Raw genomic sequence first — 19,471 nt, forward strand, 5'->3', positions numbered from 1 at the left:
AAAAAGCCCGGCAGTCGAACTGCCGGGCTTTGCTTTTTCGGGGGCGTGCTGGCGCTCAGGTCCAGCCCGCGTCCACCACGTAGTCCTGCGCCGTGCACATGCGCGAATCGTCGGCCGCCAGGAACAGCGCCATCGCCGCGATGTCCTCGCCCATCACGCGGCCCGGCAGGCACTGGGCCGTGTCGATCTCCGCGCCCGACTCGGGCTTGACCCACAGCCGCAGCTGCCGCTCGGTCATCACCCAGCCCGGCACGATCGTGTTGACGCGGATGTTCTGCTTGCCCAGGTCGCGCGCCAGCGAGCGCGTGAGGCCGCGCACGGCCGCCTTGCAGGCCTGGTAGACCGGATAGCCGCGGCCCTTCATCATCCAGCTGACCGAGCCGAAGTTGACGATCGAGCCGCCGCCCAGCGCGCGCATGTCGGGCGCCACCGCCTGCGCGGCGAAGAACTGGTGCTTGAGGTTCACGGCCACCAGCCGGTCGAAGTCCTCGTCGGTGACGTCGGCCATCTCGTGGCGGCGGTCGTTGGCCGCGTTGTTGAGCAGCACGCCCACCGGCCCGAAGCGCGAGCGCACCGCATCGATGGTGGCGCCCAGCGCGGCCGTGTCGGTCACGTCGCAGGGCAGGAACAGCGCGGGATGGTCGCCCTGCAACCGGCCCGCGAGCGCCTGGCCCGCGGCGGCGTCGAGGTCGCAGAAGCCGACCTTCGCGCCCTGCGCATGGAAGGCCCGCACCAGCGACTCGCCGATGCCGCTCGCGCCGCCCGAGATGAAGACGGTGCGCTCGGCGAGCGAGGGATAGCGCGCGGTGTAGGGCGAGGGTGCGGTGCTCATGGGCGTGGAAGACGACAGCCTGGAAGCCCGCGAGGTTAGCGCGGAACGCCCGTCGCGTCTCAGACCCCGCGCGCGCGCTCCGACTTGAAGCGCGCGCGGAATGCCGTGAACGTGCCCGCGTCGAGCGCCTCGCGGATCTCGCGCATCAGGTTCAGGTAGTAGTGCAGGTTGTGGATGGTCGTGAGCATCGGCCCGAGCATCTCGCCGCAGCGGTCGAGGTGATGCAGGTAGGCGCGGCTGAAGCCCTCGCGCCCGCCGTCGTTCCAGCTCACGCCCGAGCTGCCGGCGCAGGCATGGCAGGTGCAGCTCGGATCGATGGGCTGCGGATCGCTCTTGTGGCGCGCGTTGCGCATCTTGAGGTCGCCGAAGCGCGTGAACAGCGTGCCGTTGCGCGCATTGCGCGTGGGCATCACGCAGTCGAACATGTCGACGCCGTCGGCCACGCCCTGCACCAGGTCCTCGGGCGTGCCCACGCCCATCAGGTAGCGCGGCTTGTTCGCGGGCAGCCGGTGCGGCGTGTGGCCCATGATGTGCAGCATCTCCTCCTTGGGCTCGCCCACGCTCACGCCGCCGATGGCGTAGCCCGGGAAGTCCAGCTCGACCAGCGCCGCCAGCGATTCCTCGCGCAGGTTCTCGAACATGCCGCCCTGCACGATGCCGAACAGCGCGTTCGGGTTCTGCAACCGCTCGAACTCGGCCTGGCAGCGCTTGGCCCAGCGCAGGCTCAGCTCCATCGAGGTGCGCGCCTCGGCCTCGGTCGTGATGTGGCCCTTGGTGTCGTAGGGCGTGCACTCGTCGAACTGCATCACGATGTCGCTGTTGAGGATGGTCTGGATCTGCATCGAGACCTCGGGCGTGAGGAACAGCTTGTCGCCGTTGACCGGCGACGCGAACTTCACGCCCTCCTCGCTGATCTTGCGCATCGCGCCCAGCGACCAGACCTGGAAGCCGCCCGAGTCGGTGAGGATCGGCTTGTTCCACTTCTCGAAGGGATGCAGTCCGCCGAAGCTCTGCATCACGTCCAGGCCCGGGCGCATCCACAGGTGGAAGGTGTTGCCCAGGATGATCTGCGCGCCCATCTCCTCGAGGCTGCGCGGCATCACGCCCTTGACGGTGCCGTAGGTGCCCACGGGCATGAAGATCGGCGTCTGCACCACGCCGTGGTTGAGCGTGAGCGTGGCGCGGCGCGCGTGGCTGTCGGGGTCGGTCTTGAGGAGTTCGAAGGAGAGCATCGGTGTTCCAGGAATTGGGCTGAGCCGTGCGACGTCAGAAGCGCTCTTTGTCGTCGACGATGGTGGTCGGGATTCCTCGCAATTCGGCCTGCAGTTCTGCAAGTGTTGGCGTCTCGCGCTCCAACAGCATCGCATCGCCATAGCTGAAGAAGCGGTAGCGCTGCGCGATGGCGTGCGCATACAGCGCCATCACGCGCTCGTAGCCCGCGAGGGCCGAGACCAGCATCATCAGCGTGCTCTTGGGCAGATGGAAGTTGGTGACCAGCAGGTCGATGTGCGCGAAGGCGAAGCCCGGCGTGATGAAGATGCGGGTGTCGCCCGCGGCCTCGCCGCTCCTGGCCCACGACTCGAGCGTGCGCACGGTGGTCGTGCCCACGGCCACGATGCGGCCGCCGCGCGCCTTGCATTCGGCGATGGCGCGCTGCGTGGCCTCGGGCACCTCGTAGCGCTCGGCGTGCATGGTGTGCTCGGCGATGTTCTCGGTCTTCACGGGCTGGAAGGTGCCGGCGCCCACGTGCAGCGTGACGTTGGCGCGTTGCACGCCGCGTGCCTCGAGCGCGGCCAGCAGGCCCTCGTCGAAGTGCAGGGCGGCGGTGGGCGCGGCCACGGCGCCGGGCACGCGCGCGAACACGGTCTGGTAGCGGCGCTCGTCCTCGGCCGAGTCGTCGTGCGTGATGTAGGGCGGCAGCGGCACGTGGCCGCAGCGCTCCATCAGCAGGTAGGGGTTCTCGCCCGTGTCGCTCTCGAAGGCGAAGCGGAACAGTGCGCCGTCCTCCTCGGGCCAGCGGCCGAGCAAGGTGGCGCGGAAGCCGCCGACCATTTGCAGCGTGGTGCCCACGGGCGGCTTCTTGCTGACCTTCATGTGGGCCACCACCTCCTGCCCCTGCAGCACGCGCTCGACCAGCAGCTCGAGCTTGCCGCCGGTCGGCTTCTCGCCGAACAGGCGCGCCTTGACGACGCGGGTGTCGTTGAAGACCAGCAGGTCGCCCTCGCGCAGCAGCGAGGGCAGGTCGCGGAAGATGCGGTCGGACGGTGCGGGGCCGGTGCCGTCGAGCAGGCGGGAGGCGGTGCGTTCGGTGGCCGGGTGTTGCGCCACCAGCTCGGGCGGCAGGGCGAAATCGAAATCGGAGAGCGTGAAGGCGCGCATGATGCTTGAGGGCCGGACGGGCCCGTTCCAAGAGGGGGGCCGCGAGGGGCCGTTCGGAGAGCGAGGCGGCGATTGTCCCATGGCGCGAAAATCGTCCGCCGCCGCGGGGTCGGGCCAGAGCCGGCGAGGCAGAATCGCCGCATGGTCGATACACATGCAGCGCGCGTCACGCCGGAGGCCGGGTCCGCGCCCGGACCCTCCGAGGGCGAGCTCTTCAAGAAGATCCTCGGCGCCGCCTGGCAGGGCCTGCATGCCGACATCCGCCGCCGCTTCGACAAGAACCCCTCGCCCGGCAAGGCGCTGCATTACCGGGGCACGCTCAGCGAGCTGCGCTGCTCGCGCTTCGGCCGGCTGCTGGGCCATCTCACGCAGCCGCTGATCCAGGGCGCGCTGATCCCCTACAGCGACGCCGACTTCCCGGTCGAGATCCAGGTCTACGCCAAGCCCGGCGACCCCGCGATCTACAAGCAGCGCATCTACCGGCTGCACGGGCGCCGGCCGATCCAGTTCACCAGCTTCATGCGCGAGAGCGAACGCGGCGAGGTGCTCGAGTACGTCGGCATGGGGCTGGGCATGAAGCTGGTGCTCAGCGTGGAGAACGGCAGCCTGCATTTCCGCAGCGACGGCTACTTCTGGCAGCTGTTCGGCTGGCGCCTCCCGCTGCCGGGCCTGCTCACGCCCGGCAAGACCTTCCTCTGGCATCACAACGAGACGCCCGAGCGCTTCAACATCCGCATCGAGATCCGCCACCCGCTGATGGGCACCACCTTCACCCAGGTCGGCGTGTTCGAGGAAGTGTCCGCCCCCCGCATGATCGACACGCACCTGCTGGCGCTGCAGCTGATGGCGGCCCAGGGCGCGCTCGGCGCCTTCGACACGCTCTACCACCACGAGGGCACCGAGGCGCTGCCGCGGCGCGCCTCGGCCGGGCGCGAGCTCGCGATCCACGCCACGCGCTCGTCGATCTACTGCCTGCTGTTCATCGGCCTCTCGTCCTGGGCCTGGCATGGCGCCTGGGCCTGGGTGCTGCTCGCGGTGTTCGGCGTCGAGATCGTGCTCACGCTGTGGGACTTCGTGGTCGAGGACCGCAGCCGCCTGCTGCCGGCCACCGAGCGCGTCACGCACACGGTGCTGGCGATCAACGCGGGCGCCTTCATCGCGCTGCTGGCGCTGGCGGCGGTCGGCTGGGCCGCCGAGCCGACCGCGCTCGCGTGGCAGCCGCAGGGCTGGCTCGGCGCCTTCCTCGCGCTGTGCGGCGTGGGGGTGGGCGTGTCGGGGCTGCGCGATGCCTTCGCGGCGCGCGCGCTGCTGCGGCGCCGGCGCCAGGCACGGGTGCGCGAGACCGAGGCGCCGGTGCGCTTCGGCGCGCGGCCGCGGCGCGTGCTGGTCACGGGCGGCACCGGCTTCATCGGCCAGATCCTCGTGCGTCACCTGCTGGCCGACGGCCATGCGGTCACGGTGTGGACGCGCGACGCGCGCGCGGCGGCCTGGAACTTCGGCGGCGCGGTGCGCTGCGTGCAGTCGCTGGCCGAGCTGCCGGCGGCCGAGGAGATCGAGGTGGTCGTCAACCTCGCGGGCGCGCGCATCCTCGGCGCGCGCTGGAGCGAGCGGCGCCAGCGCCAGTTGCTGGCCAGCCGCGAGGGCCTGACGCGGCAGCTGGTCGAATGGATGGCCGCGCGCCCGCGCAAGCCCTGGCTGCTGCTGTCGGGCTCGGCCATCGGCTACTACGGCGTGCAGCCGCAGGGCGATGCCACCGCGCTCGACGAGGACGCGCCGCCACAGGACATCTTCATGTCGCGCCTGTGCCAGCGCTGGGAACAGGCGGCGCAGGCCGCGGTCGCGCTGGGCGTGCAGGTGGCCTGCATGCGCTTCGGCTTCGTGCTGGGCCACCAGGGCTCGCTGCCGCAGCTGCTGCTGCCGGTGCGGCTCGGTGTCGGCGGGCGGCTGGGCAGCGGGCGGCAGTGGCTGTCGTGGGTGCATGTGCACGACCTGGTGCGCGCGCTCGCGCATGCCTGGAGCCGGATCGAACGCGAAGCTGGCACGCCGGCCGCGCAGGCCTTCAACGTGACCGCGCCGCAGGCGCTGAGCCAGCACGACTTCACGCGCGTCGCGGCCAGCGTGCTGCACCGCCCCTGCTGGATGCCCACGCCCGCGGCGCCCGTGAAGCTGCTGCTCGGCGAGCAGGCCGACCTGCTGCTCGAAGGCCAGCGCGTGGTGCCCGCGCGGCTGCAGCGCGAAGGCTTCGCGTTCATGTTCCCCGATGCGCGCGGCGCCTTGACGGACCTTTGCCGTCCACGCTAGAAGACCTGTCCGTGCCCGCCAGAAGAAAGCCTCCCCACCCGCCGCCGCGCCGAGCGCACCGGGCGCCGCCACGCCTGCGTCCGCTGCTCCCGCCGCTCCCGCGGCCCCGGCCGGGCCACCGGGCAGCGGCCTCAGCGTGGTGCAGCGCGCGCTGCGCAAGCTCGGCCTGGTGCGCGACATCGACTTCGCGCTCTACCTGCCGATGCGCTACGAGGACGAGACCCGCGTGGTGCGGCTGGCCGACACGCGCGACGGCGACACCGCGCAGATCGAAGGCGTGGTGACCGAGGCCGAGGTGGCCTACCGGCCGCGGCGCCAGCTCATCGTCACCATCGACGACGGCGGCGAGACCTGCCAGCTGCGCTTCTTCAACTTCTATCCCTCGCAGCAGAAGCAGCTCGCGGTGGGCGCGCGGGTGCGCGTGCGCGGCGAGCTGCGCGGCGGCTTCGTCGGGCGGCAGATGATGCATCCCATGGTCAAGGCCGCGGGCACCGCGCTGCCCGAGGCGCTCACGCCGGTCTACCCGACCGTGGCCGGCCTCGCGCAGCCGGTGCTGCGGCGCGAGGTGCGCTCGGGCCTCGCGCGCGCGGTGCTCGACGAGACCATACCGGTGCAGATCGGCCTGCGCGGCGCCTGGGACCTGCGCGCCGCGCTGAGCTTCCTGCACTACCCGACGCCCGACGTGGCGATGGCCACGCTCGAGGACCACAGCCACCCGGCCTGGCAGCGCATCAAGGCCGAGGAGCTGCTGGCGCAGCAGCTGTCGCAGATGCAGGCGCGCATGGAACGCGCGGCGCAGCGCGCGCCGATGCTCGACATGGCGGCCGCGCCCGTCGGCGGCAAGGGCTCGCTGCACGACGCGCTGCTGGCCGTGCTGCCCTTCGGCCTGACCGGCGCGCAGGCGCGCGTGGGCGAGGAGATCGCGCGCGACCTCGGGCGCGAGCTGCCGATGCACCGGCTGCTGCAGGGCGACGTGGGCTCGGGCAAGACGGTGGTGGCCGCGCTCGCGGCGGCGCGCTGCATCGACGCGGGCTTCCAGTGCGCGCTGATGGCGCCGACCGAGATCCTCGCGGCCCAGCATTTCGGCAAGCTGGTCGGCTGGCTCGATCCGCTGCTGGCCGAGCGCGGCCTGCGCGTGGCCTGGCTCACCGGCAGCCAGAAGAAGAAGGAGCGCGACGCCATGGGCGCGGCGGTCGAGAGCGGCGAGGCCGCGCTGGTGATCGGCACCCATGCCGTCATCTCCGAGAAGGTGCGCTTCCACAACCTCGCGCTGGCGATCATCGACGAGCAGCACCGCTTCGGCGTGGCGCAGCGGCTGGCGCTGCGCGGCAAGGCGCGCGACGAACTCGAGCCGCACCTGCTGATGATGAGCGCCACGCCGATCCCGCGCACGCTCGCGATGAGCTACTACGCCGACCTCGACGTCTCCACGCTCGACGAGCTGCCGCCGGGCCGCACGCCCATCGTCACCCGGCTGGTGGCCGAGCACCGGCGCGACGAGGTGATCGCGCGCATCCAGTCGCAGATCGAGCAGGGCCGGCAGGTCTACTGGGTCTGCCCGCTGATCGAGGAGAGCGAGGCGGTCGACCTGCGCAACGCCACCGCCACGCGCGACGAGCTGGCCGACCTGCTCGGGCCGCAGGTCCACGTCGGGCTGCTGCATTCGCGCATGCCCACGGCCGAGAAGCAGGCGGTGATGGCGGCCTTCACCGCCAATGAGATGCACGTGCTGGTGAGCACCACGGTGATCGAGGTCGGCGTGGACGTGCCCAATGCCTCGCTGATGGTGATCGAGCATGCCGAGCGTTTCGGCCTGTCGCAGCTGCACCAGCTGCGCGGCCGCGTGGGCCGCGGCGCGGCGGCCTCGGCCTGCGTGCTGCTCTATGCGCCCGGCGACAGCGGCCGCGTCGGCGAGGCCGCGCGCGCGCGGCTGCGCGCGATGGCAGAGACCGGCGACGGCTTCGAGATCGCGCGCCGCGACCTCGAGATCCGCGGGCCCGGCGAGTTCCTCGGCGCGCGCCAGTCGGGCGCGCCGCTGCTGCGCTTCGCCGACCTCACGACCGACACCTTGCTGCTCGACTGGGCGCGCGAACTCGCGCCGCGCATGCTCGAGCAGCATCCCGAGCTGGCGCGGCGGCACATCGACCGCTGGCTCGGCACCAAGGCCGAGTATCTGAAGGCTTGAGGGGGGCGTCGTTCAGCCCGGCCGCCGCGTCAGCGCCAGCAGGCAGCCGAAGCCGATCATCATGCTGCCGCTCACGCGGTTGAACCAACGCATCGCGCGGCTGCCGCCGGCCAGCCGGCGCATGCGCGCGCCGAGCAGCGCATAGAGCGCGATCGCGACCACCTCGAAGACCAGGAAGGTCAGGCCCAGCAGCAGGTAGCTCGAGGCATAGGCGCCCGGCACCACGAACTGCGGGAAGAAGGCGGTGAACACCAGGATCGCCTTCGGGTTGCCCGCGGCGACGGTGAACTCCTGCCGCACCAGCACGCGCATCGGCGGCGGGCCCGCGAGCTCGCGCGCCTGCCGCGCCAGTTCGGGCGCGGGCGCGCGCAGCAGCCGGATGCCGATCCACACGAGGTAGGCGGCGCCGATCCACTTGACGACGTCGAAGGCCAGCTCGGACGCGACCAGCACCGCGCCCATGCCCAGGCCGGCGATCGCGATCATCAGCGCGAAGGCGACCAGGCGGCCGACCGCGGCGGTCACGGCCTGCGCGATGCCGTAGCGCGCGCCGTTGCTCACCGAGAGCAGGTTGTTGGGGCCGAACGCCATGTTGATGGCGAAGCAGGCCGGCAGGAACAGCAGGTAGGCGGACAGGGTCATGGCGTCTGCGGTGGGAGGCGGGGGAGGCGACCATTATCCGCAGCGCCGCGGACCGCCGGCTTCAGCCGAAGGTGAAGGCATAGGCCTGCGCGCCGGGGTCGAGGAACTCGATCTCGAACAGCCGCTCGCGCGCGCCCTGCTGCTGGCGCACCAGTTGGTAGAGCCGCTGCGCGTCGACCGTGCCCACGCCTTGCGCGTCGGTGTCGAAGCCGTGGTCGGCCAGCGGCGGCTGGCCGTCGATGCGCACGCGGAAGCGCACCGGCTTGCCGTCGGCCGCGGGGCCGAGCACCAGGTGCAGGTCGCGCGCCTGGAAGCGGTAGGCGATGCGTCCGCCCGGGCGCGCGAGCACCGCGCGCTCGGCATCGACCGCCCAGTCGCCCGCCAGCGCCCACTGGTTGATGCGCAGCGCGGCCGGTGCCTGGTAGGCATGGGTGCGGCCCGCGACCAGCCCGCCCGGCGAGGCGAAGCCCTCGGCGCGTTCCTGGCCGATGTAGGTCTCGCCCGAGCGCACGGGCTCGGTGCCGGGCGCGGCCTGCGTGCCCAGGCCCTGCGGCGCGACCAGCCCCGCGGCGACGCGCGACTGCCCGGCCTCGGCCAGCAGCTGCTGGATCACCTGCTCCGACTTCGCGTACTGGCCCTCGCCGAACAGCTGGTGGCGGATGCGCCCCTGCGCGTCGACGAAGTAGAAGGCCGGCCAGGCCTGGTTGCCGAAGGCGCGCCAGATCGCGTAGTTGCTGTCGACGGCGACCGGGAAGCCGATATCGAGGTCCTTGACCGCGCGGCGCACGTTGGCCGGGCGCTTCTCGAACGCGAACTCGGGCGTGTGCACGCCCACGACCACGAGGCCGGCGTCCTTGTACTTCTCGGCCCAGGCGCGCAGGTAGGGCAGGGTGCGCAGGCAGTTGATGCAGGAGTAGGTCCAGAAGTCGACCAGCACCACCTTGCCGCGCAGCGCCTCGGGCGTGAGCGGCGGCGAGTTGATCCACTCGGTGGCGCCGGCCAGCGCGGGGAACGGGCCCTGGTCGCGCAGGGGGCGCGGCGTGAAGGCGGGGGTGGGTGCTTCGGCGCTGACCCGCATCAGGCCGCCCTGGTCCTCGCGCGCGGACTGCGGCATGGCTTGCGGTGCGGCGGGCTTTGGCGGGCCGAGGCGGTCGAGCAGCGCCTGTTCGAGCGCGTTGGTGCCGCCGCCCGAGAGCTGGCTCAGCAGGCCAGTGTCCAGCCCGAGCGCGATCGCGCCCACGCCCGCGAGCACCGCGGCGCCGGCCGCGCGGCGCAGCCATTCGCCGGTGCGCAGCGAGGCCTTCATGCGTGCGAACACGCGGTTGCCGAACAGCAGCGCGCCGGCCAGCGAGGTGCAGGCGCCGGCCGCGTAGGCCAAGAGCAGCAGCGAGGTACCGGCGCTGGCGCCGTTGAGCGCGGCGCCGGTCAGGATCAGGCCCAGGATCGGTCCCGCGCAGGGCGCCCACAGCAAGCCCGTGCCCACGCCCAGCAGCAGCGGCGTGAACGCCGAGCCGCCGGTCGGCGCATCGGCCAGCCGCAGCCCGAGCGCCACCAGCGGCCGGCTCAGCCGGTCGGCCAGCGCGGGCAGCAGCAGCGTGAGGCCGAACAGCGCGAGCAGCGCGATCGCCGCGTAGCGCCCCCACTCGTTGAGCGCCACCACCCAGCCACCGCCCACGGCCGCGAGGGTGGCGACGGCCGCGAAGGCCAGCGCCATGCCCGCGAGCATCGGCAGGCCATGCGAGCGGAACGGGCGGTCGGCGCGCGCGAACACGAAGGGCAGCACCGGCAGGATGCAGGGGCTCAGGATGGTGAGCACCCCGCCGAGGTAGGCAACGATGAGAACGAGCATGGTGGCGCTCCTGGTTGGGTCGTGGATGGATCGGTGGGGAAGGGGCGTGCACATCCCCCGCGGCCTCGCGTCGCGGGGCCGCCGTCGGGTGTCGCCGTGGTGGGTTGTGTGCGCTCAGTCGCCCGGCGCGGGCCGCGTGCCGAGCAGCAGGCTGGCCTCGAGCCCGCCCTCGGGCCGGTTGGCCAGCCGCAGCTGCGCGCCCATCGCGGTAGCGAGCTGCTGCGCGATCGCGAGGCCGAGGCCGGTGCCGCCGGTGTCGCGGTTGCGCGAGCTCTCGACGCGGTAGAAGGGCTTGAGCACCGCGTCGAGCTCGTCGGCCGGTATGCCCGGGCCGTTGTCGACCACCGCGATGCGCAGCTGGCCGCCCGCCGCCTCGGGCTGCACGCGCACGCTGACCTCGGTGCCGAACTTGAGCGCGTTGTCGATCAGGTTGGCGAGGATGCGGCGCAGCGCGTTGGGCCGGGTCACGATCGGCGTGCCGGCGCGGCCCTCGAGCCGCACCGGCTGGCCGGCATCCTCGTAGTCGGCGAGCATGCTCTGCACCAGCGCATCGGCATCCACGCGCAGCGGCGGCTCGGTCGCGCCGTGCAGCGTGCGCGCATAGGTCACGCCCTCGCGCACCAGCGACTTCATCGCGTCGAGGTCCTGGCGGAACTTGTCGCGGTCGGGCGTGGCGTCCATCAGCTCGGTGCGCAGCCGCATGCGCGTGATCGGCGTCTGCAGGTCGTGCGAGATCGCGGCCAGGATCTCGACGCGCTCCGACATGTAGCCCGAGATGCGCTGCTGCATCGCATTGAAGGCGCGCGCGGCATGGGCCACCTCGCTCGGGCCGTGCTCGTCGAGCGGCCGGCCCTTGAGGTCGGGCCCGAGCTCGTCGGCCGCGCTCGCCAGCTGCGCCAGCGGCCGCGTGACCAGCCGCACCGCGGCCCAGGCGCACAGCGCCAGCACCAGCAGCTGCACCGCGAGGCCCCACACCAGCCAGGGCGACATCGGCATGTCGACCCGGCGCGCATGCACGATCAGCGCCGAGCCGTCGTGCAGCCGCACCTGGATCTCCAGGCCGCCGGTGGGGTTGCCGACCTCGCCGATCTTCACGATCTCGAACGGGCGCATCGCGTCCATGATGGCCTCGCCGAACTGGCGCAGCGAGGCCGAGGCCGGCGCCTTGCCACCGGCCTCGCCGCCGAGCGTGAAGTGGTAGTTGCGCCGCTCCAGCCGCGCGAGCCAGTCCGCGCGCTCGCCGGCCGGCAGGCGGTCGAGCAGTGCCACCGAGCTCGCGATGTCGCGCTCGATGCCGATCATCATCAGCTCGCGCATCGCGAGGCCGCGCTCGTAGTTGATCGCGCCGAAGGTCAGGGCCTGTGCGATCGCGAGGCCGACCACGATGATCAGCGTGACGCGCGCGAACAGCGAGCGCGGGACCAGCCGGCGCAGCCCGCGGCGGACGGGGGCGGCCTGGCTGGCGGCGGGGCTGGCGGGGGTGGACATGGACGCCTTTATAGACGGGTGGACGAAGGCGCCGGCGTCGGCCGGCGCGCCGCGGCTCAGACCAGGCGCAGCGTCACGTCGATGTTGCCGCGCGTGGCCTTCGAGTACGGGCAGGTCTGGTGCGCCGCGTCGACCAGGCCCTGGGCCACCTCGCGGTCCAGGCCCGGGATGCTCACGTCGAGCCGGGCCTGCAAAAAGTAGCCGCCCGTGCCGGTGCCGAGGTCGACCTCGGCGTTCACGCTCAGGTCGGCCGGCAGCGCGATCTTCTGCTTGGCGGCGGCCAGGCCCATCGCGCCGATGAAGCAGGCCGACCAGCCGGCCGCGAACAGCTGTTCGGGGTTGGTGCCCTGGCCGGCGGAGCCGGGCGAGGACAGCTGGATGTCGAGCCGGCCGTCGCTGCTGCGCGCGCTGCCGTCGCGGCCGCCGGAGGTGGTGTGGGTCTTGCCGGTGTAGAGGACCTTGTCGATCTGGCTCATGGTGGTTCCTTGGATGGATGAAGAAGGGGTTGTTCGTCGAACGGAACGGATTCTTGGGCCGCGGCCACCGGCGCGGCGCGCCTTGCGTATGCCTGTGTATCCGCGCGAAAAACGCACACAGTACGTTTCACGTCCCCGGGTGCGGGCAGCCCCGAGTGCAACGGCATGTGGCGTCCTGCCGCGCCGGATACTTGGGCATACAAAAGCCGCTCTCGCGCGCCGGCCGGCGGCTACATTGCGCTGCACGACAACCCAGAGACCGCGCCATGAACACCAGGCCTTCCGACCACATCCTCATCGTCGACGACGACCGGGAGATCCGCGAACTGCTGAGCACCTACCTGGTGAAGAACGGCCTGCGCGTGGTGGCGGTGCCGACCGGGCGCCACATGCGCGCGGCGCTCGAGGACTCGGGGCCCTTCGACCTCATCATCCTCGACCTGATGCTGCCGGGCGAGGACGGCCTGACCCTGTGCCGCGACCTGCGCACCGGCAAGTACAAGGCCACGCCGATCCTGATGCTGACCGCGCGCAGCGAGGAGGCCGACCGCATCCTGGGCCTGGAGATGGGCGCCGACGACTACCTGGCCAAGCCTTTCTCGGCGCGCGAGCTGCTCGCGCGCATCCGCTCGGTGATGCGCCGCACCCGCATGCTGCCGCCCAACATGGGCTCGGCCGAGGCCGCGCGCAAGCTGGTGTTCGGCGAATGGCAAGTCGATACCGTGGAGCGCCACCTGCTCGACGAGAGCGGCACCATGGTCGCGCTCAGCGGCGCCGAGTACCGGCTGCTGCGCGTGTTCCTCGACCATCCGCAGAAGGTGCTGAGCCGCGACCAGCTGCTGAGCCTGACCCAGGGCCGCGAGGCCGAGCTGTTCGAGCGCTCGATCGACCTGCTGGTGAGCCGGCTGCGCCAGCGCCTGCGCGACGATGCGCGCGAGCCGCGCTACCTGAAGACGGTGCGCAGCGAAGGCTACGTGCTGGCCGCGGCGGTCGAGGCGCGCGACTAGGCGCCTTTTCGCTTCGAGGGACCCGTCGCCGAACGGGTCGAGATGCATTGGCAGTTCGTCGGCTGGCGGACTTCGTGCGCGAAGCCGCCTGCCAGGAACAGCAGGGCGAACCAGAGCTTCTTCATCTCAGGACGCCGGCGCGGGTTCGGCCAGCAGTGCCTGGATCTTCTTCTCGGTAGCTCCGTAGCTGCCCTCGCCGAAGTGCGAATAGACGATGCGGCCCTGCTTGTCGATCAGGTAGACGGCCGGCCAGTACTGGTTGCGGAAGGCCTTCCAGGTGCCGTAGCTGTTGTCCTGCGCCACCGCGTGGCGGATCTGCAGGCGCTGGATCGCGTCCTTCACGTTCTGCGTCGACTTCTCGTAGGCGAACTCGGGCGTGTGCACGCCGACCACGACCAGCCCCTGGTCCTTGTACTTCGCGTCCCAGTCCTTGACGTAGGGCAGGTGGTTCAGGCAGTTGATGCAGGTGTAGGTCCAGAAGTCGACCAGCACCACCTTGCCGCGCAGCGCCGCCATGTCCAGCGGTGGCGAGTTGAGCCAGGTGTCGATGTGGGTGAAGGCCGGCGCGGGCGCGGCCTGCGCGGCGGGGATGTCGCCGCCGCCGGGCGGCGCGGCGAGGGTGACGAAAGCCACCGAGGCGGCGATGGCGGCGGCGATGGCGAGCGGTGCGGCGGGGATGCGCATGGCGGTTCCTTCGGGTGAGAAAGAGGCGGTGGAAGAATCGATGCGGCGATTCTTCGACGCCCGCCACCGCTGCCGCGCGTGCTGCGTATGCCTGTGTATCCGTGGGGCGCAAGCCGCACAGTACGTTGCACGCTGCTAGCTGTTGAGCGTGAACCCCGTCTGCTTCACCACCGCCTGCCAGCGCGCGATCTCGTCGTTCAGGTGCTTCGCGAAGGCCTGGCTGCCGCGCGGCATCGGGTCGATGAAGGCATCGGCCAGCCGGGTCTTGACCTCGGGCAGGTCGAGCACCTTGGCGAGCGCGGCGTTCAGGCGCTGCTGCACGTCGGCGGGCGTCTTCGCGGGCACCATGAGGCCGTACCAGACGCTGCCGACGATGCCGGGCGCGCTCTCGGCGAAGGTCTGCACCTGCGGCAGCTTGGGATCGCGCGCCGTGCTCGCGATGGCGAGCACCTTGAGCCGCTTCGCCTCGATGTGCGGCATGCAGGCCGGCACCGAGTTGATCACCATCGGCACCTGGCCGCCGATGGCATCGGTCAGCGCCAGCGCGCCGCCCTTGTAGGGCACGTGCACCAGCTCCATCCCGGTCTTGAGCTTGAGCAGCTCGTAGAGCAGGTGCGGCGCCGAGCCCTGGCCCGGCGTGCCGACGCCGTACTGGCGCACCTGCTCGCGCGGCAGCGCCAGCAGTTCCTTGAGCGAGTTGGCGGGGAGCGACGGATGCGCCACCAGCAGCTGCGGCGAGGAGCCGATCAGCGTGAGCGGCGCGAAGTCCTTGGTCGAATCGAAGGGCAGCCGCGGCTGCACCGCCGCGTTGGTGGCGTGCGCGGCATCGGCGATCAGCAGCGTGTAGCCATCGGCCGCGCTCTTGGCCACGGCGTCGGTGCCGATCATGGCGGATGCGCCGGCCTTGTTGTCGACGATGACGTTCCAGCCGCTGGACTCGGTGAGCTTCTGCGCCACCAGACGCCCGACCACGTCGGAGCCGCCACCGGGCGCATAGGGCACGACCAGCCGGATCGGGCGGCTCGGGTAGTCATTGGCGAAGGCGGGGCGGCCGAGCGACAGGGCCGCGGCCGAGAGGGTGGTGGCGACGAAGTCGCGGCGGGACAGGGTGGGCATGGTGGATCTCCTGGAAGGGGGCGGCTCAGCGAAGCAGGGTGTCGGCGGCGCGGCGGAAGCCGGCGATGGCGGCGTCGACGGCGGCGGTGTCGATGTGGCGGTGCGTCACGAGGCGCAGCCGGTGGCTGCCCCAGGCGCGCACCAGCACGCCGTGCTCGCGCAGCGCGCGGGTCCATGCCGCGCTGTCGGGGCCGTGCGCGGGCAGGTCGGCGAGCACGATGTTGGTGACGGGCGTGTTGGTGCGCAGCGCGCCGGGCCGGATGTCGGCGAGGCCCTTGGCCAGCCGGCGCGCCTGGCGGTGGTCGTCGGCGAGCCGGCCGGCCATGGTCTCGATGGCCTCGAGCCCGGCCGCCGCGACCACGCCGACCTGGCGCTGCGTGCCGCCGAGCATCTTGCGCAGCCGGCGCGCGCGTTCGATCGTCGCGGCGGTGCCGACCAGCACCGCGCCGGCCGGTGCGCTCAGGCCCTTCGAGAGGCAGACGGACACGCTGTCGGCGAAGCGCGCGATGGCGGCGGGCGCCACCTCCAGCGCGACCGCCGCGTTGAACAGCCGCGCGCCGTCGAGGTGCACGCGCGCGCCCGCGCCCCGCGCAGCCTCCATCACCGCGCGCATGTGCTCGAGCGGCGGCACGGCGCCGCCCGCGTTCGCGTGCGAGGTCTCCATGCCGACGAGTTCGGTGCGCAGGCCGCCGGGGCGGCGCAGGGTGCGCTCGAGTTCGTCGAGGTCCATCGCGCCGGCCGTGCCCGCGATGCCGAGGTAGGCCAGGCCCGCGAGCGTGGCGCCGCCGCGCTCGGTCAGGAACATGTGGGCCGTGGCCTCGAGCAGCACCTGGCCCTGGCGCTCGGTCTGCGCGAGCACGGCCAGCAGGTTGCCCATGGTGGCCGTGGGCACGTAGAGGCCGGCCTCCTTGTCGAGCGTGCGCGCCACCAGCGCCTCGAGTTCGCGCGCGGTCGGGTCGCCGTCGAGGCCGTCGTCGCCCAGCGGCGCGCTGCGCATGCGCTCGTACATCGCGGGCGTGGGCCGCGTGACGGTGTCGCTGCGCAGGTCCACGCCGGGAGGATCGGAGGGTGCGGTCGCGTCGGTGCCAGTCATGGCGGCGAGTATTCGCGCGGCCCGCGGATACGCAAAATTCCTTGTAGAGGGTGCGTCATACAATTTTGATATGACGACCCGCCGCATGACGCTCAAGCACATCGAGGCCTTCCGCATCGTCATGCAGACCGGCTCGATGACCGAGGCCGCGCGCCGGCTCCACACCTCGCAGCCCCAGGTCAGCCGGCTGGTGTCGCAGCTCGAGGCCATCGTCGGCTTCCTGCTGTTCGAGCGCCGCGGCACGCGCCTTTTGCCCTCGCTCGACGGCAAGCGCTTCTTCCAGGACGTGGAGAAGGCCTTCGTCGGGCTCGAGGGCCTGGAGGGCGCGGCCTCGAACATCCGCTCCTTCGGCGGCGACCGGCTCGCGGTGGCCGCCATGCCGCGGATCGCGGGCGGGCTGCTGAGCAAGGCCGTCGCGCAGTTCAAGGCCGAGCATCCCGAGACCCTGCTCACCATCCACTCGGGCGCGGCCGCCACCGTCAACACCTGGGTCAGCTCGGGCCTGTGCGAGCTCGGGCTGGCCATCCTCTACGGCGACGACGTGCCGGGCATGCAGGTCCAGACCCTGCTGACCATGGACTGCGTGGCCGTGCTGCCGATCGGGCACCGGCTCGCGAAGCGCAAGCAGGTCGCGGCGGCCGACCTCGAGGGCGAGGCCTTCGTCTCGTTCCCGCTCGGCAGCGCGCCGCGCGAACGCATCGACCGCGTGCTGGCGGCCGCCGGCGCCCGCACGCGCACGGTGCTGGAGTCGGACCTCGGTGCCTCGGTCTGCGCGCTGGTCGCCGCGGGCCTGGGCGTCAGCGTGCTCAACCCGCTGGCGGCGCTCGAGGAGCGGCGCAACCTCGAGCTCGCGGTGCGCGCCTTCGTGCCCGCGATCCCGGTGCGGCTCGCGCTCCTGCTGCCGCCCGATGCGCCGGATTCGCGGCTGGTGAGCGCCTTCGCGGACCAGGTGCGCGCGGTGATCGCCTCGGATCTCGAGGTGATCCGACCGTACCGGCGCTGAGGCCGCCGGCTACACCAGCTCGGCGTTGGCCGAGATGCGCTGGATCGCCTGCGGCGGCTGCCCGAAGGCACGCAGGAAGGCCTGCCGCATGCGCTCGCGGTCGCCGAACCGGTCTCGCTCGCGATCACCTCGATCGGGCGCCGCAGAAGGAATCGGCCAGCACCATCCCGGCCGCGCGCTATGGTCTGGCGCGCTGAGTCCTCCTTTCTTCTTCTTTTCAGGAGCCCCGCATGCCGTACCTCCAGCTGGACGTCAACGACCACTACCCGAGCGAACTCAAGCAGCGCCTGGCCGAACGCATGAGTCGCACCTACGCCGAGATGATGTCGGTGGACATCCGCCGCATCAGCGTCGCGGTGCGCGAGCTCGGCGAGGGCGGGCTCTGGCGCATTCCCGACCCGGAGGGCCCGCCGGTGCCGGTGTCGCTGATGATGCTGGACATCCGCCACGGCCGGCCGCCCGAGCTGCGCATGGCGCTCGCCAAGGCGCTGTGCGCTCACTGCATCGAGCTGCTGGGCCTGCGCGAGGACCGGCTCAACGTCGAGTTCACCCAGCACACGGGCGACGAGATGTACCACCCCACGCTCGGCGGCTACAGCCCGGACTGGACGCCGGGCAAGTCCTGACGCGTGCCGCTCCGGCGGCGCCCGACCCCTGACGGCGAGCGGTCACGGTGCCTTGCGCATAATTGACGCAAGCTATGACCCTCACCGAACTCAAATACATCGTTGCCGTGGCCAGGGAGCGCCATTTCGGCAAGGCGGCCGAAGCCTGCTACGTGTCCCAGCCCACGCTCTCGGTGGCCATCAAGAAGCTCGAGGACGAACTCGAAGTCAAGCTCTTCGAGCGCAGCGCCGGCGAAGTCACGGTCACGCCGCTCGGCGAGCAGATCGTGCAGCAGGCCCAGAGCGTGCTCGACCAGGCGGCCAGCATCAAGGAGATCGCCAAGCGCGGCAAGGACCCGCTGGCCGGGCCGCTGAACCTCGGCGTGATCTACACCATCGGGCCCTACCTGCTGCCCGACCTCGTGCGCCAGGTGATCGCGCGCACGCCGCAGATGCCGCTGGTGCTGCAGGAGAACTTCACCGTCAAGCTGCTCGAGATGCTGCGCGCCGGCGAGATCGACTGCGCGATCATGGCCGAGCCCTTTCCCGACACCGGCCTGGCGATGGCGCCGCTGTACGACGAGCCCTTCGTGGCGGCGCTGCCGGTCAAGCACAAGTTCGCCGACCGCGAGTCGATCACCTCCGAAGAGCTGCAGAGCGAGACCATGCTGCTGCTGGGCACGGGCCACTGCTTTCGCGACCACGTGCTCGAGGTCTGTCCCGAGTTCGCGCGCTTCTCGAGCAATGCCGAGGGCATCCGCAAGAGCTTCGAGGGCTCGTCGCTCGAGACCATCAAGCACATGGTGGCCTCGGGCATGGGCGTGACGCTGGTGCCGCGGCTGTCGGTGCCGGCCGAGGCGCTCAAGCCCCGGGGCAAGGGCCGCAAGGAATCGGAGCAGATGGTGCGCTATCTGCCGGTGCGCGACGCGCAGGACCGCGATCCACCCACGCGCCGCGTGGTGCTCGCATGGCGGCGCACCTTCACGCGCTACGAGGCGATCGCGGCGCTGCGCAATGCGATCTATGCCTGCGAACTGCCGGGCGTGAAGCGGCTTTCCTGAGCCGATGCGGCGCGGGAGCGGGCGAATTCGCGACCTCGGCCTACGCCGCCGCAAGCCTGGAATATCGAACGCTGCGATAGAGTGACGCTGTTGCGAAGCCGCGCGCCGGCTTCGAGAATTCCGGTGTCACTCCCAACTTGAAGAAAGATCTTTTGCCATGGCCAAAGCTCCCAAGAAAACCAAGCCCTCTCCCGCTTCCTCCGCCGGCAAGGTGCCCAAGAAGGGCGGCACCGTGGTTGCGCAGGAGTCCGGCAGCCGCAATGCGCCGATCATCAACATCGGCATCGAGCGCCAGGACCGCGCGGCCATCGCCGAAGGCCTGAGCCGCGTGCTCGCCGACACCTACACGCTCTACCTCACCACGCACAACTTCCACTGGAACGTGACGGGTCCGCACTTCAACTCGCTGCACGCGATGTTCATGGCGCAGTACACCGAGCTGTGGAACTCGACCGACGTGATCGCCGAGCGCATCCGCGCGCTGGGCCACTACGCGCCGGGCTCGTACGCCGAGTTCAGCAAGATCGCCACCGTGCCCGACGTGCCGCAGGACCCGCCCAAGGCGATGGAGATGGTGCGCATCCTCGTGAAGGGCCACGAGACCGTGTCGCGCATCGCGCGCGAATTCATCCCCGTGGCCGAGGAAGCCGGCGACGATCCGACGGCCGACATGCTGACCGCGCGCTGCACGGTGCATGACCAGACCGCCTGGATGCTGCGTTCGCTGCTCGAGGATTGACCTCCCATCCC

18 protein-coding genes are annotated in these 19,471 nt (G+C 71.5%); 7 read left to right on the forward strand and 11 right to left on the reverse strand.

The features are described 5' to 3' along the window. Positions 1 to 55: 55 nt before the first annotated feature. From ACHMXE_RS13090 to queA, 3 genes are read right to left on the reverse strand one after another with little or no spacing between them, the layout of a single operon-like run. Positions 56 to 832: an SDR family NAD(P)-dependent oxidoreductase gene (locus ACHMXE_RS13090; RefSeq protein ID WP_395349695.1), complete on the reverse strand. Its 777-nt coding sequence runs from the start codon at positions 830 to 832 to the stop codon at positions 56 to 58. Positions 833 to 891: 59 nt separating this feature from the next. Continuing rightward, positions 892 to 2,064 (reverse strand): tRNA guanosine(34) transglycosylase Tgt, encoded by a 1,173-nt coding sequence (gene tgt, locus ACHMXE_RS13095; protein ID WP_395349696.1) that lies wholly within the window; start codon positions 2,062 to 2,064, stop codon positions 892 to 894. Between the two features lie 34 nt (positions 2,065 to 2,098). After that, positions 2,099 to 3,211 (reverse strand): tRNA preQ1(34) S-adenosylmethionine ribosyltransferase-isomerase QueA, encoded by a 1,113-nt coding sequence (gene queA / locus ACHMXE_RS13100; RefSeq protein WP_395349697.1) that lies wholly within the window; start codon positions 3,209 to 3,211, stop codon positions 2,099 to 2,101. 141 nt (positions 3,212 to 3,352) lie between these two features. Here queA and ACHMXE_RS13105 point away from each other — a divergent pair, with 141 nt between their 5' ends. Together ACHMXE_RS13105 and recG are read left to right on the forward strand one after the other, a co-directional pair. Further along, entirely contained in the window at positions 3,353 to 5,512 is a 2,160-nt protein-coding gene (locus ACHMXE_RS13105; protein ID WP_395349698.1) for a TIGR01777 family oxidoreductase, read from the forward strand. Positions 5,513 to 5,648: 136 nt separating this feature from the next. Beyond that, positions 5,649 to 7,697, forward strand: coding sequence for an ATP-dependent DNA helicase RecG (gene recG / locus ACHMXE_RS13110; RefSeq protein ID WP_395349699.1), 2,049 nt, complete (start codon positions 5,649 to 5,651; stop codon positions 7,695 to 7,697). A gap of 12 nt (positions 7,698 to 7,709) precedes the next feature. Here recG and ACHMXE_RS13115 read toward each other — a convergent pair whose 3' ends face one another. The 4 genes from ACHMXE_RS13115 to ACHMXE_RS13130 all read right to left on the reverse strand — a co-directional run bounded on the left by ACHMXE_RS13115 (position 7,710) and on the right by ACHMXE_RS13130 (position 12,152). Beyond that, positions 7,710 to 8,339, reverse strand: a complete 630-nt coding sequence (locus ACHMXE_RS13115) for a LysE family translocator (RefSeq protein ID WP_395349700.1) — start codon at positions 8,337 to 8,339, stop codon at positions 7,710 to 7,712. Between the two features lie 61 nt (positions 8,340 to 8,400). Beyond that, positions 8,401 to 10,188, reverse strand: a complete 1,788-nt coding sequence (locus tag ACHMXE_RS13120; protein WP_395349701.1) for a cytochrome c biogenesis protein DipZ — start codon at positions 10,186 to 10,188, stop codon at positions 8,401 to 8,403. 114 nt (positions 10,189 to 10,302) lie between these two features. Continuing rightward, positions 10,303 to 11,676, reverse strand: a complete 1,374-nt coding sequence (locus tag ACHMXE_RS13125) for a sensor histidine kinase (RefSeq protein WP_395349702.1) — start codon at positions 11,674 to 11,676, stop codon at positions 10,303 to 10,305. A gap of 56 nt (positions 11,677 to 11,732) precedes the next feature. Continuing rightward, positions 11,733 to 12,152 (reverse strand): organic hydroperoxide resistance protein, encoded by a 420-nt coding sequence (locus tag ACHMXE_RS13130; protein ID WP_057597880.1) that lies wholly within the window; start codon positions 12,150 to 12,152, stop codon positions 11,733 to 11,735. 266 nt (positions 12,153 to 12,418) lie between these two features. Here ACHMXE_RS13130 and ACHMXE_RS13135 point away from each other — a divergent pair, with 266 nt between their 5' ends. Next, entirely contained in the window at positions 12,419 to 13,159 is a 741-nt protein-coding gene (locus ACHMXE_RS13135) for a response regulator (protein ID WP_057597879.1), read from the forward strand. Here the strand turns inward: ACHMXE_RS13135 and ACHMXE_RS13140 are convergent. The 4 genes from ACHMXE_RS13140 to ACHMXE_RS13155 form a co-directional block, all read right to left on the reverse strand. Next, entirely contained in the window at positions 13,156 to 13,284 is a 129-nt protein-coding gene (locus tag ACHMXE_RS13140; protein ID WP_261212911.1) for a hypothetical protein, read from the reverse strand. The genes ACHMXE_RS13135 and ACHMXE_RS13140 overlap by 4 nt on opposite strands. Before the next feature lies 1 nt (position 13,285). Then, complete coding sequence (locus ACHMXE_RS13145; protein WP_395349703.1) at positions 13,286 to 13,843, reverse strand: thioredoxin family protein; 558 nt, start codon at positions 13,841 to 13,843, stop codon at positions 13,286 to 13,288. A gap of 135 nt (positions 13,844 to 13,978) precedes the next feature. Next, entirely contained in the window at positions 13,979 to 14,959 is a 981-nt protein-coding gene (locus ACHMXE_RS13150; protein WP_395349705.1) for a tripartite tricarboxylate transporter substrate binding protein, read from the reverse strand. Positions 14,960 to 14,984: 25 nt separating this feature from the next. Further along, on the reverse strand, positions 14,985 to 16,052 hold the full coding sequence (locus ACHMXE_RS13155; protein WP_395349706.1) for a GntG family PLP-dependent aldolase: 1,068 nt from the start codon (positions 16,050 to 16,052) through the stop codon (positions 14,985 to 14,987). 70 nt (positions 16,053 to 16,122) lie between these two features. Between ACHMXE_RS13155 and ACHMXE_RS13160 the strand changes: the two genes are divergently transcribed. The 4 genes from ACHMXE_RS13160 to ACHMXE_RS13175 all read left to right on the forward strand — a co-directional run bounded on the left by ACHMXE_RS13160 (position 16,123) and on the right by ACHMXE_RS13175 (position 19,460). Beyond that, positions 16,123 to 17,055, forward strand: coding sequence for a LysR substrate-binding domain-containing protein (locus ACHMXE_RS13160; RefSeq protein WP_261212917.1), 933 nt, complete (start codon positions 16,123 to 16,125; stop codon positions 17,053 to 17,055). A gap of 230 nt (positions 17,056 to 17,285) precedes the next feature. Then, a complete protein-coding gene (locus tag ACHMXE_RS13165) occupies positions 17,286 to 17,681 on the forward strand; it encodes a 4-oxalocrotonate tautomerase family protein (RefSeq protein ID WP_395349707.1) in 396 nt (131 codons plus the stop codon). A gap of 74 nt (positions 17,682 to 17,755) precedes the next feature. Further along, positions 17,756 to 18,721 (forward strand): LysR substrate-binding domain-containing protein, encoded by a 966-nt coding sequence (locus ACHMXE_RS13170; protein WP_203203276.1) that lies wholly within the window; start codon positions 17,756 to 17,758, stop codon positions 18,719 to 18,721. Positions 18,722 to 18,878: 157 nt separating this feature from the next. Next, positions 18,879 to 19,460 (forward strand): DNA starvation/stationary phase protection protein, encoded by a 582-nt coding sequence (locus ACHMXE_RS13175; RefSeq protein WP_281080955.1) that lies wholly within the window; start codon positions 18,879 to 18,881, stop codon positions 19,458 to 19,460. Positions 19,461 to 19,471 lie beyond the last annotated feature (11 nt).

It is taken from the genome of Variovorax sp. UC122_21, assembly GCF_044056785.1.
Taxonomy (GTDB): domain Bacteria; phylum Pseudomonadota; class Gammaproteobacteria; order Burkholderiales; family Burkholderiaceae_C; genus Variovorax.

What these genes read in the sequence shown, in the direction of transcription:
- ACHMXE_RS13175 (WP_281080955.1), top strand. Translation starts at nt 18,879, where the DNA reads ATGGCCAAAGCTCCCAAGAAAACCAAGCCCTCTCCCGCTTCCTCCGCC.
- ACHMXE_RS13160 (WP_261212917.1), top strand. Translation starts at nt 16,123, where the DNA reads ATGACGACCCGCCGCATGACGCTCAAGCACATCGAGGCCTTCCGCATC.
- ACHMXE_RS13105 (WP_395349698.1), top strand. Translation starts at nt 3,353, where the DNA reads ATGGTCGATACACATGCAGCGCGCGTCACGCCGGAGGCCGGGTCCGCG.
- ACHMXE_RS13150 (WP_395349705.1), bottom strand. Translation starts at nt 14,959, where the DNA reads ATGCCCACCCTGTCCCGCCGCGACTTCGTCGCCACCACCCTCTCGGCC.
- ACHMXE_RS13125 (WP_395349702.1), bottom strand. Translation starts at nt 11,676, where the DNA reads ATGTCCACCCCCGCCAGCCCCGCCGCCAGCCAGGCCGCCCCCGTCCGC.
- ACHMXE_RS13115 (WP_395349700.1), bottom strand. Translation starts at nt 8,339, where the DNA reads ATGACCCTGTCCGCCTACCTGCTGTTCCTGCCGGCCTGCTTCGCCATC.
- ACHMXE_RS13140 (WP_261212911.1), bottom strand. Translation starts at nt 13,284, where the DNA reads ATGAAGAAGCTCTGGTTCGCCCTGCTGTTCCTGGCAGGCGGCTTCGCG.
- ACHMXE_RS13155 (WP_395349706.1), bottom strand. Translation starts at nt 16,052, where the DNA reads ATGACTGGCACCGACGCGACCGCACCCTCCGATCCTCCCGGCGTGGAC.
- ACHMXE_RS13165 (WP_395349707.1), top strand. Translation starts at nt 17,286, where the DNA reads ATGCCGTACCTCCAGCTGGACGTCAACGACCACTACCCGAGCGAACTC.
- ACHMXE_RS13090 (WP_395349695.1), bottom strand. Translation starts at nt 832, where the DNA reads ATGAGCACCGCACCCTCGCCCTACACCGCGCGCTATCCCTCGCTCGCC.
- ACHMXE_RS13130 (WP_057597880.1), bottom strand. Translation starts at nt 12,152, where the DNA reads ATGAGCCAGATCGACAAGGTCCTCTACACCGGCAAGACCCACACCACC.
- queA (WP_395349697.1), bottom strand. Translation starts at nt 3,211, where the DNA reads ATGCGCGCCTTCACGCTCTCCGATTTCGATTTCGCCCTGCCGCCCGAG.
- ACHMXE_RS13170 (WP_203203276.1), top strand. Translation starts at nt 17,756, where the DNA reads ATGACCCTCACCGAACTCAAATACATCGTTGCCGTGGCCAGGGAGCGC.
- tgt (WP_395349696.1), bottom strand. Translation starts at nt 2,064, where the DNA reads ATGCTCTCCTTCGAACTCCTCAAGACCGACCCCGACAGCCACGCGCGC.
- ACHMXE_RS13145 (WP_395349703.1), bottom strand. Translation starts at nt 13,843, where the DNA reads ATGCGCATCCCCGCCGCACCGCTCGCCATCGCCGCCGCCATCGCCGCC.
- ACHMXE_RS13120 (WP_395349701.1), bottom strand. Translation starts at nt 10,188, where the DNA reads ATGCTCGTTCTCATCGTTGCCTACCTCGGCGGGGTGCTCACCATCCTG.
- ACHMXE_RS13135 (WP_057597879.1), top strand. Translation starts at nt 12,419, where the DNA reads ATGAACACCAGGCCTTCCGACCACATCCTCATCGTCGACGACGACCGG.